This window comes from Enteroscipio rubneri (genome assembly GCF_963929405.1).
In the GTDB taxonomy this organism is placed as follows: domain Bacteria; phylum Actinomycetota; class Coriobacteriia; order Coriobacteriales; family Eggerthellaceae; genus Enteroscipio; species Enteroscipio rubneri.
Genome location: NZ_CAWVIN010000002.1, coordinates 57,961 through 76,056, shown reverse-complemented (window position 1 = coordinate 76,056; position 18,096 = coordinate 57,961). Strand labels below are relative to the sequence as shown.

Annotated in this window: 16 protein-coding genes; 3 read left to right on the top strand and 13 right to left on the bottom strand. The window is 63.5% G+C overall.

Annotated elements, in window-relative coordinates; all coding sequences use genetic code 11:
• Window positions 1–25: 25 nt before the first annotated feature.
• The 9 genes from ABGT83_RS03690 to ABGT83_RS03650 form a co-directional block, all read right to left on the bottom strand.
• Window positions 26–1,729 (bottom strand): FAD-binding protein, encoded by a 1,704-nt coding sequence (locus tag ABGT83_RS03690; protein ID WP_346686023.1) that lies wholly within the window; start codon window positions 1,727–1,729, stop codon window positions 26–28.
• Between the two features lie 265 nt (window positions 1,730–1,994).
• The gene (gene rplW / locus ABGT83_RS03685) at window positions 1,995–2,279 is read right to left on the bottom strand and encodes a 50S ribosomal protein L23 (RefSeq protein ID WP_103265595.1); all 285 of its coding nucleotides are present in this window, start codon (window positions 2,277–2,279) and stop codon (window positions 1,995–1,997) included.
• Window positions 2,279–2,902 carry a 50S ribosomal protein L4 gene (gene rplD, locus ABGT83_RS03680; protein ID WP_103265596.1) on the bottom strand — a complete coding sequence of 208 codons (624 nt, stop codon included), beginning with the start codon at window positions 2,900–2,902 and terminating at the stop codon, window positions 2,279–2,281. The genes rplW and rplD overlap by 1 nt, the downstream gene beginning before the upstream one ends.
• A 30-nt stretch (window positions 2,903–2,932) precedes the next feature.
• Window positions 2,933–3,553 (bottom strand): 50S ribosomal protein L3, encoded by a 621-nt coding sequence (gene rplC, locus ABGT83_RS03675; RefSeq protein ID WP_103265597.1) that lies wholly within the window; start codon window positions 3,551–3,553, stop codon window positions 2,933–2,935.
• A gap of 15 nt (window positions 3,554–3,568) precedes the next feature.
• Complete coding sequence (gene rpsJ / locus ABGT83_RS03670) at window positions 3,569–3,877, bottom strand: 30S ribosomal protein S10 (protein ID WP_009304899.1); 309 nt, start codon at window positions 3,875–3,877, stop codon at window positions 3,569–3,571.
• 32 nt (window positions 3,878–3,909) lie between these two features.
• Window positions 3,910–6,027, bottom strand: a complete 2,118-nt coding sequence (fusA, locus tag ABGT83_RS03665) for an elongation factor G (protein ID WP_103265598.1) — start codon at window positions 6,025–6,027, stop codon at window positions 3,910–3,912.
• 14 nt (window positions 6,028–6,041) lie between these two features.
• A complete protein-coding gene (gene rpsG, locus ABGT83_RS03660) occupies window positions 6,042–6,512 on the bottom strand; it encodes a 30S ribosomal protein S7 (protein WP_103265599.1) in 471 nt (156 codons plus the stop codon).
• A gap of 116 nt (window positions 6,513–6,628) precedes the next feature.
• Window positions 6,629–7,000, bottom strand: coding sequence for a 30S ribosomal protein S12 (gene rpsL, locus ABGT83_RS03655; protein ID WP_346686016.1), 372 nt, complete (start codon window positions 6,998–7,000; stop codon window positions 6,629–6,631).
• Window positions 7,001–7,406: 406 nt separating this feature from the next.
• Window positions 7,407–8,522 carry a M20/M25/M40 family metallo-hydrolase gene (locus ABGT83_RS03650; RefSeq protein ID WP_346686014.1) on the bottom strand — a complete coding sequence of 372 codons (1,116 nt, stop codon included), beginning with the start codon at window positions 8,520–8,522 and terminating at the stop codon, window positions 7,407–7,409.
• A 291-nt stretch (window positions 8,523–8,813) separates the two neighbouring features.
• On the opposite strand from ABGT83_RS03650, the gene ABGT83_RS03645 reads away from it, so the two are divergent.
• Window positions 8,814–9,392 carry a nitroreductase family protein gene (locus tag ABGT83_RS03645; protein ID WP_346686012.1) on the top strand — a complete coding sequence of 193 codons (579 nt, stop codon included), beginning with the start codon at window positions 8,814–8,816 and terminating at the stop codon, window positions 9,390–9,392.
• A 44-nt stretch (window positions 9,393–9,436) separates the two neighbouring features.
• Here ABGT83_RS03645 and ABGT83_RS03640 read toward each other — a convergent pair whose 3' ends face one another.
• Both ABGT83_RS03640 and ABGT83_RS03635 read right to left on the bottom strand, forming a co-directional pair.
• Window positions 9,437–9,727, bottom strand: a complete 291-nt coding sequence (locus ABGT83_RS03640; protein ID WP_103265617.1) for a hypothetical protein — start codon at window positions 9,725–9,727, stop codon at window positions 9,437–9,439.
• A 64-nt stretch (window positions 9,728–9,791) separates the two neighbouring features.
• The gene (locus tag ABGT83_RS03635) at window positions 9,792–11,159 is read right to left on the bottom strand and encodes a putative manganese-dependent inorganic diphosphatase (RefSeq protein ID WP_346686011.1); all 1,368 of its coding nucleotides are present in this window, start codon (window positions 11,157–11,159) and stop codon (window positions 9,792–9,794) included.
• Between the two features lie 263 nt (window positions 11,160–11,422).
• Between ABGT83_RS03635 and sdaAA the strand changes: the two genes are divergently transcribed.
• Window positions 11,423–13,024 carry an L-serine ammonia-lyase, iron-sulfur-dependent, subunit alpha gene (gene sdaAA, locus ABGT83_RS03630; RefSeq protein ID WP_346686009.1) on the top strand — a complete coding sequence of 534 codons (1,602 nt, stop codon included), beginning with the start codon at window positions 11,423–11,425 and terminating at the stop codon, window positions 13,022–13,024.
• A 95-nt stretch (window positions 13,025–13,119) separates the two neighbouring features.
• On the opposite strand, the gene ABGT83_RS03625 is transcribed toward sdaAA, so the two are convergent.
• On the bottom strand, window positions 13,120–13,974 hold the full coding sequence (locus tag ABGT83_RS03625; RefSeq protein ID WP_346686008.1) for a DegV family protein: 855 nt from the start codon (window positions 13,972–13,974) through the stop codon (window positions 13,120–13,122).
• Window positions 13,975–14,255: 281 nt separating this feature from the next.
• Window positions 14,256–16,601, bottom strand: a complete 2,346-nt coding sequence (locus ABGT83_RS03620) for an ATP-dependent helicase (protein ID WP_346686006.1) — start codon at window positions 16,599–16,601, stop codon at window positions 14,256–14,258.
• A gap of 285 nt (window positions 16,602–16,886) precedes the next feature.
• Here ABGT83_RS03620 and ABGT83_RS03615 point away from each other — a divergent pair, with 285 nt between their 5' ends.
• Window positions 16,887–18,038 carry an aldo/keto reductase gene (locus ABGT83_RS03615; protein WP_170042491.1) on the top strand — a complete coding sequence of 384 codons (1,152 nt, stop codon included), beginning with the start codon at window positions 16,887–16,889 and terminating at the stop codon, window positions 18,036–18,038.
• Window positions 18,039–18,096: the final 58 nt, after the last annotated feature.

Genomic DNA, 18,096 nt, shown 5'->3' with positions numbered 1-18,096 from the left:
GCGACTGCACCCGGGCGAGTACAGGCTATTCGTTCTCCACGATGAACTTGCCTGCCAGATAGCTTAACGTAAGGTTGCTGCCGTAGGTGAAACCGGGGATCATGTAGGTGTACTGCGCATAGAACATGTCGCCCGCCATGCTGCCCACGTTGTAGAGGCCTTCGATCGGGTTGTCGTCCTCGTCGCACACGCGCATCTCATCGTCGGTGCGCAGACCGCCGAGCACCGTGAGGAAGAAGCTTGTGTCGCTGACCGAGCCGTAAAACGGACCCTTCTCGACGGGAATCATGAGCGAAGGATCCTTATGGAATGCGAGATCTGTACCTGCTTTGCAGTCGGCGTTGTACGCCTTGACGGTGTCGAGCGTCGAGGCGGGCAATTCCATGAGCTCGATCAGTTCCTCGAGCGTATCGGCCTTCACAAAGGCCTTGCTCTCGACCATCGCCTCCCACGAGGCGACCGTCTCCTCGATGCTCAGTTCGTTCGGCGTCCCATAGGGAAGACTTCCGTTGATCCAAGGCAGCGGATACTGTTCAGCGTAATTCATGTCCCAAATGGCGTAGGATACACCACCCGGACATCCCATTTCGGTGGTGAAGGGGAGCGTGCCGAGCATGCCGTACTCGTTGCAGTAGCGTTTACCGTCGCGGTTGACGGTAAGTCCGGTGAAGGGCAGAACGCCATCCATCGGCCCAGCCTTCACGCCGCCGCCATTCGGGCAGCACGGCCACGCCTTCTGCCACGCCGCGCCTACCCACAACCCCATTTTCTGGCCGTCGCCGGGATACAGCCCACCATAGAATAGCTCCTTATCGTAATCGACGCTCTCGAACTCCTCGGGCGTGATATACCGCAAAGCCTGCGGTGCGTACTTGGCCATCATATCGCGGTTGGTGGAGAAGTCGCCCGTTGCCAGAACCACTGCCTTGCTTGCTGTAAACCGAGCGAAGGTGCCGTCTTCACGCTCGGCGATGACGGCATTTACACGGCCTTCGGCACCATTGGGCTCTCCGCCGCGCACAAGCTGGCGCGCGATGTTTTTGTAGTAGATGGAGGAGCCGGACAGCTCTTCGAAGCGACGGGCAAGTTCGTTCACAACGAGCGTTTGGTTCATGCCCATGCCGGGGTGCTCATCGTCGTACCAACCGTGCGCGCCGGGCAGATAGAATATCGAGCCGCTCTCGTTATCGAGTGTTGGGATGGAGCTTTCGATGCCCGTGGTGTAGCCGCGCCCCTCCATGATATCGATGAGCCAGTTCATCACCTCTTCGGAATGATTGAAGAACTTGTACCACTTGCGGGCATCGACACGCGCACCGTTGGCCTGAAGCTCTTTTTCATAAAACGCAGGGTCATTGCGCGGAATGCCCGCAGCCTCCATCGCCTTCGAGTATGCGGCATGGTTTGAGCCGCCACGGCTGATAGGCTTGCTGCTGGCGCTGAGAAGCACGACGTTCGCACCCTCCTCGACGGCGGCGTTGGCCGCAGCAAGTCCGCCGGTGCCTGCGCCCACCACGACGATCTCCGCCTCGATGGTCTCGGCGATGTCCGCCTCGGCAATGGGCTCGTCAGGAATTTCAAAGCCCCATTTTCCGAAGTACGCATCGGCGTTCATCGCGTCGGTCGATGCACCCGCATCTGTTCCGTCTGCACCGGTCGCAGATTGCGCCGGTGCGCATCCGGTCAAACCGGCTGCCAGCCCTGCACCCGCCAGCGCCGCCCCTGTCAAGAAGCTCCGCCGCGTCACTCCGCCGACTGATGCGGATCGAATTCCTTTACTTGGATCAACGTACATGGTTTCCGCTCCCCTCTTCTTCGTTCGTTCCAGCCTCTTCCGGCCTTTGCTCACGATATATGCGAAGCGCAAGCGAACACCATTCCCCAAACGGGTCAAATCGAATATCACCCCTTTGGGTGGTATGAAAAAGGAGCATACGAAAAAGGCCCTCGCGCATGGCGAGGGCCTTGAAGCACTTTCGTTGATGTAGCCTGCTCTACGAAGCGAAGAGCTCGATCGTATCGCCTTCTTTCAGCGTGACCATGGCCTTCTTCCAAGTGCGGGTCTTACCCAGATTGTAGCGAACGCGCTTGGGCTTCGGCTTCACGTTGAGCGTGTTCACCTTCACCACGGTTACATCGAAGATGGCTTCGACGGCCTGGCGAATCTCAACCTTGTTGGAGTCCTTGGCAACCTCGAAGGTGTAGGTGTTGTCCTCCATCATGTCGTAGCTATGCTCCGTGATGATGGGACGGATGATGACCTCGCGGGGATCCTTCATTATGCGAGCACCTCCTCGATGCGCTTGAGGGCGTCGGCGGTGAAGACGAGCGCCTTGTTATCGATGAATTCGTAGGTGTTCGACTCCGACACGGGAATGACATTCACCTTCGGGATGTTGCGGAACGACAGGTAAGCGTTCACATCGTCGTCAGGTATGACGATGGTCGTGCGGCCCTCCAGCTCGAGCGCCTTCAGCACGGCGACGGCATCTTTCGTGCGCGGCTTCTCGAAGCTGAAGTTCTCCACTACGTAGAGTTCGCCGTCGGCCAGCTTGGCGGACAGCGCGGAGCGCATGGCCAGCTTGACCTCTTTCTTGTTCACATGGAACGCGTAGGAACGCGGATGCGGGCCGAACACGGTGCCGCCGCCGGCCCACTGGGGCGCGCGAATAGTGCCCTGACGGGCGCGACCGGTGCCCTTCTGGCGCCACGGCTTCTTGCCGCCGCCCCTCACCTGGCCGCGCGTGAGCGTGTTGCTCGTGCCCTGCCGCCACGCGGCGCGCTGCGAGCGCACCACCTGGTGCATGACGTGCATGTTCGGTTCGATGCCGAACACGGAGGGGGCAAGCTCGGCCGTGCCGGCCTTCTTCCCGCTCGCGTTTTTGATATCGATAGTCGTCATGATGAAAAAGCTCCTTTTACGGTTCAGGTGTTACGCCATGCGGACGCGGACGACGCCGTTCTTAGCACCAGGGACGGCGCCCTTGACGAGAATGAGGTTCTGATCCTCGTCGATGCGCACGACCTCGAGGTTCTTCACGGTCACGGTGTCGCATCCCATATGACCCGGGAGCTTGAGCCCCTTGAACACGCGGGAAGGCGTGGCGCACTGGCCGACCGAACCCGGCGCGCGATGGAAATGAGAGCCATGGCCGCCCGGGCCGCCGCGGAAGCCGTAGCGCTTCATGACGCCGGCAAAACCCTTGCCCTTCGACGTACCCGTGACATCGACTTTCTTCGTCTCGGCGAAGGCGGCCACCGTCTGCTCATCGCCCACGTGGTACTCGCCGGCGTTCTCGACGCGCACCTCGCGCAGATAGCGCGTGGGAGACGTGCCCTGCTTCTCGAAGTGGCCCTTCATGGGCTTATTGACCTTCTTCTCTTTGATAGTGCCGAAGCCCAGCTGCACAGCCTCGTAACCGTCGCTATCCTTCGTCTTGACCTGGCAGACCTTGTTCGGCTCGGCCTGGATCACCGTCACGGGAATGGCGCGATCGTCCTCGCTGAAGATCTGGGTCATACCGATTTTTTTACCATAGATGGCGTTGATCATGTCGCACATCCCCCTTTACAGCTTGATCTCGATGTCGACGCCGGCAGGGAGATCGAGGCGCATCAGAGAGTCCACCGTGTTCGGGGTGGGCTCGAGAATGTCGATGAGGCGCTTGTGTGTGCGCATCTCGAACTGCTCGCGCGAATCCTTGTCGACGTGCGGCCCCTTGACGACGCAGTACAGGTTGCGCTCCGTCGGCAGCGGAATGGGACCGGACACTTTGGCACCCGTCTTCTGCGCGGTATCGACGATGAGTTTCGTGGACTGGTCCACGATCTCATGATCGTACCCCTTCAAGCGGATGCGAATCTTTTGATTAGCCACTTTCGTTTCCTCCGAATATCTCGCGCGCACGCCTAGGCGTTGCCGCCGGCCTTGCTGATAATTTCCTCTGCCACGTTCTTCGGCACAGCCTCGTACGAGTCGAACTGCATCGTGTACGAAGCGCGGCCCTGCGTTGTCGAACGCAGGTCGGTGGCGTAGCCGAACATCTCGGACAGCGGAACCTTCGCCTTGATGGTCTTGGCGTTGCCGCGATCGCCCATGCCCTGGATCTGGCCGCGACGGCTTGAGAGGTTGCCCATGACGTCGCCCATGTATTCCTCGGGCGTCTCAACCTCAACGGCCATCATCGGCTCGAGAATGACCGGCGTCGCCTTCTTGAGCGCGTTCTTGACAGCCATAGAACCGGCCACCTTGAACGCAGCCTCTGACGAGTCGACCTCATGATAGGAGCCATCGACGAGCTCGACCTTGATGTCGACGACCGGATAGCCGGCGAGCACACCGGAGTTCAACGCCTCCTGGATGCCCTTGTCGATGGGTGTGATGTACTCCTTGGGCACAACGCCGCCGACGATCTTGTTCTCGAACTCGTAGCCCTTGCCCGGCTCCTGCGGAACGAGGTTGATGACCGCATGGCCGTACTGACCACGACCGCCAGACTGGCGCACGAACTTACCTTCGACGTTGTCAACTTCCTTCGTCGCCGTCTCACGGTAGGCAACCTGCGGCTTGCCGACGTTCGCCTCGACTTTGAACTCGCGCAGCAGACGGTCGACGATGATCTCGAGGTGCAGCTCGCCCATGCCGGCGATGATGGTCTGGCCGGTCTCCTGGTTGGTGGACACGCGGAACGTCGGATCCTCCTCGGCCAGCTTCTGCAGCGCTACGCCCATCTTGTCCTGCTCGGCCTTCGTCTTGGGCTCGACGGCGATGTCGATGACCGGCTCGGCGAATTCCATGGACTCGAGGATGATCGGCTTGTCGGCGTCGCACAGCGTGTCGCCCGTGGACGTATCCTTCAAGCCCACGACGGCAACGATATCGCCGGCCGCGCAGCCGTCGATGTCGACGCGCTGGTTCGAGTGCATCTGCAACAGGCGGCCGATGCGCTCCTTCTTGTCCTTTGACGCGTTCATGACGTACGAGCCGGAGTCGAGCTGGCCCGAGTACACGCGCAGATAGGTGAGCTTGCCCACGAACGGGTCGGTCATGATCTTGAAGGCCAGCGCACTGAACGGCTCCTTGAAGTCGGCGCGGCGCTCGTCGTCCTCTCCCGTGTCGGGATTCGAGCCCTTGATGGCGGGGATGTCGATCGGCGACGGCATGTAGTCGACCACGGCGTCGAGCAGTTCCTGCACGCCCTTATTCTTGTAGGACGAGCCCACGAATACGGGATGGATCTGGCAGGCGATGGTGCCTTTGCGGATGGCAGCCTTCAGCTCGTCGACCGTCACCTCTTCCTCCATGAGCACTTTCTCCATGAGGGCGTCGTCGCAGTCGGCGGCAGCCTCGAGCAGCTCCTGATGGCGCAGCTCGGCCTCCTCGGCGAACTCGGCGGGGATGGCGTCCATGGGCTCGGGGTAGGTCATGCCCTTGTCGTCGGCCTTGAAGTCCCACGCGGTCATGGTGACGAGATCGATGACGCCCCAGAAGTTGTCCTCGGCCCCCATGGGCATCTGCGCGGCGACAGCCGGCGCGCCCAGGCGCTCCTTCATGGTATCGATGGCGTGGAAGAAGTCAGCGCCCACGCGGTCGTACTTGTTGATATAGGCGATGCGGGGGACACCGTACTTGCTCGCCTGGCGCCACACGGTCTCGGACTGCGGCTGCACGCCGGCCACGGCGTCGAATACGGCGACAGCACCGTCGAGCACGCGCAGAGAGCGCTCCACCTCGGCCGTGAAGTCCACGTGGCCCGGGGTGTCGATGATCTGAAAACGGTACTCCTTGCCGTCCTCGGCTCCGCCGGGGTACTTCCAGAAGCATGTGGTGGCGGCAGCGGTGATGGTCACGCCGCGCTCCTGCTCCTGCACCATCCAGTCCATCGTCGCGGCACCGTCGTGCACCTCGCCAATCTTGTGCGTCTTGCCGGTGTAATACAGGATGCGCTCGGTCGTCGTCGTCTTGCCCGCGTCGATGTGGGCCATGATGCCGATGTTGCGCGTATCCTTCAGTTCCAGTTTTGCCATGAGTCGAATCCTCCTTAGAAGCGGTAGTGCGAGAACGCACGGTTCGACTCGGCCATCTTGTACAGATCCTCGCGCTTCTTCACCGATGCGCCCGTGTTCTCGGCGGCATCCATGATCTCGGCGGCGAGGCGCTCCTTCATCGTGTGCTCCTTGCGCTTGCGCGAGAAGTCGACGATCCAGCGGATGGCGAGCGTGGTGGCGCGGCGGGAGTTGACCTCCATCGGCACCTGGTAGGTGGCGCCACCGACGCGCTTGGGCTTGACCTCGAGCGTGGGGCGAACGTTGTCCATGGCCTTCTTGAAGACGGACAGGGGATCCTGAGTCGTCTTCGCCTCGATGATGTCGAATGCACCGTAGACGATGCCCTCGGCAAGGGACTTCTTGCCGTCAAGCAGGATCTTGTTGATCAGCTGCGTGACAAGACGGTTGTTGTACTTTGCATCCGGCTGCACTTCGCGGCGGATGGCTGCTGCACGACGCGGCATGTGTTCTCCTTCTTATTCCTGCGCGCTTCGAGACGGCTTTCGTTCCGTCCATTAGGCCCCGCACGCGCCCCTCTTGGGCGAAAGCGGTTTCGCGGCCCGCGCGTCTTATCGGTTGCTTACTTGGGGCGCTTGGCGCCGTAACGGCTGCGGGCCTGCTTGCGGTTGTCGACGGCGGCGCAGTCGAGCGCGGCGCGGATAACCTTGTAGCGCACACCCGGGAGGTCCTTCACGCGGCCGCCGCGCAAGAGCACCATGGAGTGCTCCTGGAGGTTGTGGCCGATACCCGGGATGTAGGCCGTAACCTCCATGCCATTGACGAGGCGCACGCGGCACACCTTGCGCAGAGCCGAGTTCGGCTTCTTGGGCGTAGTCGTGAACACGCGTGTGCACACGCCGCGCTTCTGCGGGTTGCCTTTGAGGGCCGGCGTCTTCTTCTTCTCGACCGACTTCTTGCGGCCCTTGCGGACCAACTGATTGATAGTAGGCAAGTCTCTTACTCCTTTTTCTTCCTGACGGCTTTCCCCGGCAGCCAACGTGGCGTTCAAAGACGAGCCTTTCCGCGCTTGCGGCACAGGCCGCCCGCTCGAAAGAACCGTCCTTTCACGCCGACCCGGCTCGCCGGAGAAACCCTGTTGCTACCATCGTCGACTCAATCCTACGAGCGACGCCGCTTCCTTGTGCGTTCAGCTGGTACGCACAGGAAAACATACGCCCCATACGGGACGCGACCGAGAACTTTATCATCGCCTCCGCAGCTTGTCAAACGCCACGCATCCGGGAGTATCTATACTTGTGCATCCACATATCCGCAGATGAGGAGCCGGAAACGAGTCGCACGAAGACTGACGAGGGTGTAACCGCTATTTTTTCGGCGCGCTCTGCCGTCGATCGAGCTTATCTGCCAGTCGCCTGCCGGACAAGCTCCTCGGCCAGACGCGCCGTGCCCTCGAGATCGGCAATGGCAATATGCTCGTCGATCGAATGGAAGCTTGCCATGCCGATCCCCAGCGTGACCGCGCGCACTCCGCGCGAGGCGAGCGCATTCGCATCGGCGCCGCCTCCCGAGTACCCGACGCGCGGCTCCAAACCGGCCGCGTGCGCAGCTCGCACGACATCTTGCACGAGCGGATCGTCCTCGTCGTAGAGCACGGCGCCGTAATCGACGCGCCATTCGACATGAACGGCTCCGCCGAAGCGCTCCGCCGCCTGTTCGAGAGCAGCCGTCATCGCATCGCGCACCTCGTCGGCGCGCTCTGCGCGCAACGAGCGACACTCCCCCGCCAAAACACAGCGGTCGGCAACGACGTTGACCTCGCGACCGCCTTCGATGAGTCCGATGTTCGCCGTGGTGGCCTCGTCGAGCCGCCCGATCTCCATGCGATCAATAGCCGCGGCAGCCATACGAATGGCGGACACACCCGCTTCGGGCTCGACGCCGGCATGCGCGGCACGGCCTATATATTCGGCCCGCAGCGTATAGTGACAGGGTGCCCCGAGGATAATGGTACCGGGCGCACCGTCAGCATCGAACACGTAGCATGGCGCACCCGCGGGCAATTCGCCGACGTCGAACGCGCTCGCGCCGAGCAAGCTCAGTTCCTCGCAGGTGGTGAGCAGTACAACGATGTCGGGACGGGGCGAACCGTCCTCGACGATCGAACGCACCGCTTCGAAGATGGCTGCGACGCCCGCCTTGTCGTCGGCAGACAGGACGGTGGCGCCGGCGGAGCGGACAACGTCGCCCTTTACAACGGGGACGATGCCCTCGCACGGCTCGACCGTATCCATATGCGCCGAAAGCACGATGCTCCCCGCAACGGTTCCCGGCAGGCGCGCGATCAGGTTGCCCGAATCCGAACCCGTTCGCGTGCCCGAATCGTCGAAGCGCACCTCGAATCCGAGATCGGCGAGTTCACGCTTGCAGCGTGCAGCCATCGCCGCTTCGCGGCGCGAAGGACTTTCGATACGCACGAGTTCAAGGAACAGACCGAGCAGCCGGTTCGGGTTCATACGGCTTTCCTTCCGATCGACGCGGAACGGCGCTCTCCTGCACGAAACCGAGCCGATGCGGAGCCGCCGCCTTAGCTCATACAGTATAATCCGATTGCCCGGCCGCGCCACCCTGTACGCACGACCGAGCGAACATGCGGGAGCACGAACCGATGCGGGATCCCAGCTTGCGCACGAACAGGATCGCGAACGGCAGTCTCGGCTCACACGCCGCGCGCGATGGAGAGCGGCGGCGCAATCGATCCGACGGACAAGACGAGCCGCCGAGTTCGAACGATCAAAGGAGGATCTATGCTGCACGACATCGTTAAGGCCTGCCGGAGCTATCGTCGGTTCGACGAACGCGAGCGCATAGACCACGCGTTGCTCGTCTCATGGGTAGACGCCGCGCGCCTCGTGGCATCGAGCGGCAACGCACAGCCTCTGCGCTATGCCATCATCGACGACGAGGCAGGCTGCGAGCGCGTATTCGCCTGCTGTACCTGGGCGAAGGCCCTCGCCGACTGGGACGGGCCCGAACCGGGCGAGCATCCGAGCGCTTACATCGTGGTATGCCGCGATTTGGATCGCGCGCTCACGGACACGTTCACCACATGGGACGAGGGCATCGCCGCGCAGACGATCATGCTGCAAGCCGCGGAAGCGGGTTTCGGCGGCTGCATCGTCGGCTCGTTCAAGCGTCGCAGCCTCTGCGAAGCCGTCGAAATCGACACGGACACCTTCCAGCCCGATCTCGTGCTCGCACTCGGCAAGCCCGTCGAGGTCGTGCGCATCGTCGACGTGCCGAAAGGCGGATCGACCGAGTATTGGCGCGATGAGGCCGGAGTCCATCACGTGCCGAAGCGGACACTTGCCGACGTGCTGCTGTAAAAAGCGCCGTCCTGCGCCGTTGCGGCTCGGTCGACGCCGGCCGCTCAAGCCGCAACGGCGCGGTCTTCACGTGCGGCATCGAGCCGGCGATTGCGCGCGTACACGCCCCAGTTCACGCCCAAGCACGCAAGATTGATCACGTAGACCGCGAGCACCCAGTTCACCGATCCCGCCACGAATTTCGCGGCAATGCCGGCCAGGTATCCCGCCGTGATAAGCGCGATGAACTGCCAGCTGGATCCTGCGGCCGTACCCGCCCTATAATTCTTGTACGCGTTGATGGGCCACGAGAGCCCGAAGCAGACGAGCATCGTCGCCTCCAGCACTTCCGCCATATACAGCGTCATCTCCTCAGATCATGCAGCGCCCTGCGACTCTTCGTAGCGAGCCGGCGCCCGGCTACGCCCCCAGAATGCGCGCAGCCACCTGCTTTTTGCGGCTGAGCACGCCGGGCATCCACGTGCCGCCCTCCCCGGTGCACTTGATGCCGAACACACGGTTCACGATGCGACGATTGCCCTCGCAGAGGAACTGGCTGCCCTCGGCCATGATATCCGTGACCATGAACAGCACGAACTCGTAGCCGCGATCGTCCTTCAGACGGCGCATATGCTCGCGGATCTCCTTTTCGCGCTCCATGACGGACGGCAGGTCCACCGTCTCGTGCTGCGCGATGAGCACGGTGGCGTCGCCGATCTGAAACTCCTTGGAGTCCGCGCCCACGAGCTTCTCCACGGAGAGATCGGCATCGCCTCCTCGGCACTTGAAAATAGACAGTCCGAACTCTACCGGGTCAACCCCCGCAAGGGAGGCGAGGTCGGCAGCTATATCCCGGTCCGCCTGGGTGGTCGTAGGCGATTTGAGGATGACGGTGTCGGTCATGACGGCTGAAAGGAGCACGCGCGCGATGGCAACCGGCACTTCGATGCCGTGCCTTCGGAACTCCATGGCGACGATAGTAGCCGTCGAGCCCACGGGCAGGTTCAGGAACATGATGGGATCGGCCGTCATGACATCGGCGATGCGATGGTGGTCAACAATCTCGACGACATCAGCCTCCTCGATGCCGTTGACCGCCTGACGCTTCTCGTTGTGGTCGACAAGCACCACCTTGCGGCGCGGTCGCACGGCAACGTCGGAACGCGTGACGATGCCGATGGCCATCCCGTCGTCGTCGAGTACGACCGCTTCGCGCAGGGCGCTTGCCATTAGGTCATCGACCGCGTCCTTGAGCAGGCCGTCCTTGTCGAGCACAAGCACATCGGTTTCGGTGATATCCTGGACTTTCTGCCCGAGCGAAGCGATGAGGTCGCTCGCCACGGCCATTTCGTTGGCAGCACCCTGCGTGAGCGCGTCGGTGGCCGCCACGTAGCGCTCGGCGATCATGCGCGTAGTGATGAGACCGTGATAGGTGCCGTCATCGTTGACGACAACGAGCGCGCGCACGTTGTGCTGGCGCAAGAGCTGTCCCGCCTCGAGCAGCGTGGCCTCGCGTCCAATCGAGATGGGATCGGGCGTCATGACGTCGGCAACGCGCGCGTGCACATGCCCGATAGCATCGGGTGCCGGCAGGCCGTTCGCCTCGAGCACCCAGGCGCTCTCGGGAGGGAGCGGGCCCAAGCGCGCCGGCTTATACACCTGATCGGGATCGCGTCCGCCCGCTGCCCGGCGGACGAGCTCGTTTTTAAGATAGGCGTACCCGACCGCCGAGCAGATGGCATCGTTATCAGGATTCTTATGGCCCACGACGATGATCGGTGCCGGCATTACTCGCTCCTTTGCTTCGACGGAAAACCCAGTGCGATGCGAGTCTTCCAACTATTCCCTAGCGGCTTGATGGGCCGGGCGCGCAGCCCTGCACCCGATCCGTCCGGGCGCGCGACCTGGCTTCGGCAGCCCAGTATAGCGGCATACGCACGCCGAAGCCCGTCGCACACGCCCTTGCAGGGGGAACGTCATGAAAAGATCAGGCGAACGAGCGCAGGTTGCGCTACGATGGCCTCGCATACGATCATGGGAAAGGATGGCGCATGGCGACCCTCGGATTGACCGATATCATTGGCCCCATCATGGTGGGGCCCTCCAGTTCTCATACCGCAGGGGCGCTGCGCATCGCCTCCATGGCGCGCAGCTTATGCTTAGCAGAACCGGTATCGGCTTCGTTTGCGCTCCTCGGATCGTTCGCCCATACCCTCTCGGGGCACGGCACGGACAAAGCCCTCGTTGCGGGCATGCTGGGGCTCACCGCGGACGACGCCCGCGTTCGCGATTCGTTTCGACTGGCTGAAGAGAGGGGGCTCTCCTTTTCGTTCGAGCCGCAACCGGAAGCCGACGACTACGATCATCCCAACACCATCGATATCCTCGTCGTCGATGCCGATGGCGTCGAGATGTGCGTCCGCGGCGAGAGCATCGGCGGCGGAGCGGCGGTGATTCGTCGCATCGACGGTATCGACGTGCGCGTCACCGGGGAGAGCACGAGCGTCGTCGTGAGGCAGCACGACGAGCGCGGGGCACTCGCGCACATCGCGCAGAGCCTCAGCGCGCACGGCGCGAACATCGCAACGGCACGCCTCTACCGCGAGGGCAAGGGCAAAGTTGCCTATACGGTGCTCGAGACGGACCAGGAGGTAGGAGCTCGGGCGAAGGCGGCCATCGAGGCGCATCCCGCCATCCTCGACGTGCGCATCGTGCCCGGCGCCGCGCGGATGCGGACGCGCGGAGACGTCGACCATGCTGCAACCGAGCGGTTCCGAAAGCTCGATTTCCCGAGCGGAGCGGCGCTGCTCGAACTTTGCGACGAACACGGCTGGCCGATTTCCATGGCGTTTCTCGAACGCGAGCGCGCCCTTGCCGCGAGTGTCGGCCGCGCAGACGACGCTCGCGCCTACCTTGAACAGGTGCTCGACACGATGAGGGACGCCGCTAACGGCCCCCTCGAGAAGCCGATCGCGTCGATGGGCGGGCTCATCGGGGGCGAGGCGGCGAAGCTCGCGCAACTGGGAGCGGGCGGCGCTGCGGACGGGGTGCTTGCGCAGGCCTGCGTCTTCGCGATGGGCGTGCTGGAAACGAATGCTTCGATGGGCCGCATCGTGGCTGCGCCCACGGCCGGATCGGCCGGTGTTGTGCCCGGCGTGCTGCTGGCGCTGCAGGAAGCACGGGGGCTGTCGGATGCGGATTTGATGCGCGGTCTGGAGACGGCGGCGGCTGTGGGCTACCTCGTCACGCGCAACGCCACGGTATCGGGCGCGGAAGGCGGCTGCCAGGCAGAAGTCGGATCCGCCGCCGCTATGGCAGCGGCCGCAGCAACCGAGCTCATGGGAGGCTCGCCGCAGCAATGCCTCGACGCGGCCGGCAACGCGATCGCGAACCTCATGGGGCTCATCTGCGACCCTGTGGGCGGCCTCGTGGAAATACCTTGCCAAAAGCGCAACGCCGCCGGCGCAGCCGTCGCACTCGCCAGTGCGCAGATCGCGCTTGCAGGCGTGAGCAACCTTGTCGGATTCGATGAGACCGTCGAGGCCATGTACAAGGTGGGTCGTTCGCTCCCCTTCGAATTGCGCGAGAGCGCCCTCGGAGGCATCGCCGCCGCGCCAAGCGCGTGCTCCTGGTGCGTCGGATGCGCCGGCTGATGGGCTGAAACCGGCAACCGAACGGCCGCGCGGCGAGAGCAAGCCCGCTCGAAGCGCTGCAGGCAGCCGCTTCCCCGGTGCGCTCCCAACCTGCGCTACGCAAGCTCGAGGTCGGAGAACTCTCCCAAGTCAACGGACTGCACGGCGATGCAGCCGGGGCCGCCCTGAGTGATGAACGCAGGACCCAGCTCGAACACACCGTGCCGGCATGCGGGGAAGCGGGATGCGAGCAGCCGGGAGGCCTCCTGCGCCTGGATGAGGTTATCCGCATGGCTCACGCCGATGAAACGGCCCTCCCCTGCGCCGCGATCCTCCAGATCGTCGCCGATGGTCGCAATCGCTTTGGCAAACGAGCGCGCCACTTTCAACTTCTCGAGGCGCATGCCGTCGTCGGTCTGCCGCATCACCGGAAACGCTTTGACCAGATGCGCAAACGTGGCTGCAAGCGGCGTGAGACGTCCGCCGCGGCGCAGATAGTCGAAATCCTCGGGAACGAGGTAGGACTGCGCGGAGGCTATCATCGGGCCGAGCGCATCGACGACGGCAGCCGCATCGAGGCCCTGACCGGCCATGCGAACGGCAGCACACGCCAGTGCCCGATGCGGGACGCACAGCGTTTCCGAATTCACAACGTGCACGCGCTCGGGATGCCGCGCCTGCGCGCGCAAGCCGCAAGCGAGTTCGTACGCGCCCGAGAGCCCGTCGGCCATCGCCAGATGGACAACCTCCTCGTCGGTGTCGTACACCGCGAGCGTGAGCGCGGGAGGCGGCGAAGCGCTCTGCGGCAGCGAACCCGTGCGCACCAGCGCGAGGAACTCTTCGGCGGATATATCCTCGTACTCGAGCCACGTCTCGCCGTCCACGCTTACGACGAGCGGCAGAACGATCATCCCGCGCCGAACGCCCTCCTCGACGGAGAACATGAGGGAAGAATCGGCGACGATCTTCATAGGAGCCTCTTTCTCTCGCCTCCGGAAAACGAAGAGCCTGGGCTGCAGGTCGAACTCGACTTGCATCATCGGCTTGCGCCCTGGGCTGACCCGACAGCATTGCCACCCTCTTATCATGCGGCATGAGCCCGCAACATGCAAGGAAGCAGTCGAAAAACCAGAGTCAAGCCGCAGCGGCGGCGCCATGCGCCTGCAGCCCCGAAGAAAGGGGGGCTGCAGGCAGGCGCCGACCGACACCGCTCCGCCGCACGAACAGAGGCTGCATTCCGAAAGGGACAGCGCTACCCGTTTATCTTCACGATAGGCGCGTAATCTTTCAGCAGCTTCTTCGTCTGACCGTTTTTCGCGAACTTCACGTAGAGCGTATCTCCGTCCACCTTCGTCACCTTGCCGCGGCCGAACGTCTTGTGGTCCACGGCGTCTCCGGCAGCAAACGTCATCTTGGCGGCGGCCTTCTTGCCCGCCTCCGGGCGCGCGAAGCTGGAGCTGCGACGCTCGGAATGCCCGCTTGGCCCCGACGCGCTTGAGCGTCCGAACACGCGGCCCTCCCCCGCCTCTGCACCCGAGCCCGCGATGCCGCGGCGGCTGCCCCGCTTCTCCCATCCGGTTCCGCTGAACCCGGCCGAACCCACACCGGAAGTCTGCCGCAGCTCGCTGGGGATCTCCTGGATGAAGCGCGAAACCGGATTGGCCGACGTCTGGCCGAATATCTGGCGCTGCGATGCGCAGGTGAGGTAGAGGCGTTTGCGCGCTCGCGTGATAGCCACGTAAGCGAGCCGCCGCTCCTCCTCGATACCGGTCGCATCGGCCACGCTGTTCATATGGGGGAACAACGTCTCCTCCATGCCGGCAACAAACACGCAGTCGAATTCGAGGCCCTTGGACGAGTGTACCGTCATGAGCGTGACAGCGCGCCCGTCTTCGGACACCGTATCGAGATCGGTGCGCAAGCGCACCCATTCGATGAAGTCCGCGAGCGAATCGCCGCGCAGCACGCGCACGGGGGCGGCATCGGAAGTCGCGTCGCCGTCGACCGTCGGAGCAGCGTAGTCAGCCCCGTCCTCGTCGTGGGTCTCCGCGAATTCGTCGACGACGCCCAGGAACTCCTGGATGTTCTCGATGCGCCCGCGCGCTTCGTCGGTGTTTTCGTTCTGCAACGCATCGATGAGGCCGCTTTTGTCGATGATAGCCTCGATGACCTTGCGCAGATCACCGCCGTACGCGCGCGCCTCGTTGACCAGGCCCACGAATTCGGCAACAGACTGACGTACGGATGCGCGCAGCTCGGGATCGACGATGGCCAGCTCGGCGCCCTCCATGAACGTCATGTCCATCTCGCGGGCGAACTGCTCGATGCGCTCGACGGTAGTCTTGCCGATGCCGCGACGCGGCACGTTGATCACGCGCTTGGCGGCGATGTCATCGGCCGGGTTCACCACGAGCGTGAGGTAGGCCATGACGTCGCGAATCTCGGCGCGGTCGAAGAAGCGCGTACCGCCCACGATACGGTAGGGCACGCCGGCGCGCAGCAGCATATCTTCAAGCATGCGGCTTTGCGCGTTCGTGCGGTAGAACACGGCCGTTTGGTTGTACGACAGCCCCGCTGCGCGCTGCTTCTCGATCTCGCCGGCAATCCAGCGGCCCTCGTCGCGTTCATCGGCGGCCATGAACACGTTGATCTTGTCGCCGTCCTCGGCGGCGGTGAACAGCTTCTTGGCCTTGCGGTGCTGGTTGTTCGAGATGACGGCGTTCGCTGCGGCCAGCACGTTGCCCACGCTCCGGTAGTTTTGCTCGAGTTTCACCGTGTGCGCGCGAGGATAGTCCTGCTCGAACTCGAGGATGTTTCGGATGTCTGCGCCGCGCCACGAGTAGATGGACTGGTCGTCGTCGCCCACCACCATGATGTTCTCGTGCGCCTCGGCAAGGAGCTTGGTGATGGCGTACTGGGCGTGGTTCGTGTCCTGGTACTCGTCCACCATGAGGTAGCGGAAGCGCTGCTGGTAGGCCGTGCGCACGTCCTCGTGGTTCTTGAGCAGCAGGTAGGCGTACAGCAAGAGGTCGTCGAAGTCGAAGGCGTTCGCGGCCTTCAGACGTTCCTGCAGGCGGATGTAGACACGCGCAGCAACCTTCCCCACCGGATCGGACGCCTCCTTTTCGAAGTCGCCGGGCACCACCAGCTCGTTTTTCGCTGCGGAAATGCGGTTCATGAGAGCGTTCACAGGAAAGCGCTTCGGGTCGATATCGAGCTCGGCCATGATCTCCTTGTACAGGCGCTTCTGATCGTCGGTGTCGTAGATGGTGAAGTTGCGCGTGAAGCCCAGGCGCTCGGCGTCGGCACGCAGCATGCGCACGCACATGCTGTGGAACGTGGACACCCACATACCGCGGCTGGACGGCCCGACGAGCGCGCCAAGACGCTCGCGCATCTCGCTCGCCGCCTTGTTCGTGAAGGTGATGGCGAGTATCTCCCACGGCGCCACGCCGAGGTCCTCGACGAGGTGGGCGATGCGGTACGTGAGCACGCGCGTCTTGCCCGAGCCGGCGCCCGCGAGCACAAGCAGCGGGCCGTCCGTAGTCATGACCGCCTCGCGTTGCGGCCCGTTCAGGGTATCGATGTCGATTGGCATGTGTCGGTTCCTTCGATGCGCGCGCGACGCGGTGGCCGCGCGAAAGACGATCCTCGTCGATTCTTCGTGAGGCAGCATTGTAGCGCTTCCCGCCGCAGCGCGACAAAGCGATGCAAGAAATGCAGAGTCGAATCCGTTGCGGCGCTTCGCCATATTCGAGATATTGGCCGCTCGCCCGCGCATTGGCGATGCGGTATTCTGGGCGGAGGGCAGCGCCCTGCGAGACGGGCCTGCAACGACGCGCGCGCCGTCAACCACGCGGAGCGCGAGCTGAAAGGGGGCTGCATGCAGTACCGTGCAATGGGTTCGACCGGTATGGAGGTTTCAGCACTGGGGATGGGGACGATGCGCCTGCCTCTTCGGGAGGGCGGCCAGGGCTACACGAGCAGTCGAGGAGCTGATGTGGAGCGCTCCGTCGAGCTCATTCGCCATGCCATCGATTCGGGGATCACCTACTTCGACACCGCTTTCAACTACCTTCACGGCGAAAGCGAGAAGATCATCGGGAAGGCCCTCCAAGACGGATACCGCGAGCGAGCCCTTATCGCCACGAAGTCGCCCATCTGGATGATCGAGGGCGAAGACGACTTCGACCGCCTGCTGCGCAAGCAGCTCGATCGGCTCCAGACCGACTACATCGACGTCTACCTGCTGCACAGCGTCATGGAGAAGGACTGGCGCAACCGCGTCCTCCCCCACCGCGTGGTCGAGAGCCTGCTCGCCGCGAAAGAGGCCGGCCTGGTCAAGCACATCGGCTTCTCGTTCCACGACCGCATGGACCTGTTCCGGGAAGTGATCGACTACGCCGACTGGGACGTGTGCCAGCTGCAGCTGAACTACCTCGACCGCGGCTTCCAGGGCGGACTCGAGGCCGCGCGGCTCGCAGCGGATAAGGGCATCGGCGTCATGGTGATGGAACCGCTACGCGGCGGGCATCTGGTGAACGTTCCCGCCGACGTGCGGGAGACCTTCCGCACCGCCGACCCCGACCGGTCCCCCGTCGAGTGGGCGTTCGACTTCCTCTGGGATCTTCCCGAGGTGTCGCTCGTGCTCTCGGGCATGGGCTCGCCGGAGGAGGTCGACATCGATTGCGCGTACGCCGACCGTGCGCGGGCGGGCATGCTCTCGCCCGAGGAGCATGCGGTGTTTGATGCGGTCGAGCGCCAGTTCGCCGCCTACCCCACCATCCCCTGCACCGGCTGCAACTACTGTGCCGGCTGCCCCCAGGGCGTCACCATCCCCTACAACCTCCAGACGTACAACCAGTACGTCCTGAGCGGCGATATCGAGCGCGCGAAGTGGGAGTATGCCACCACCATCCCCCTGAACGGCGCGACGGCGGGCGCGTGCATCGGCTGCGGGGAATGCGAGGAGCGCTGCCCGCAGAAGATCCCCGTCGGCGAATGGATGCCGAAGATCGACGAGCTGTTCGCGTAGGGGCAGGGCGGAGCAGCAGGTCGAACGCTCGCAGGTTGGATGTCCGCCGCCCAGGTCG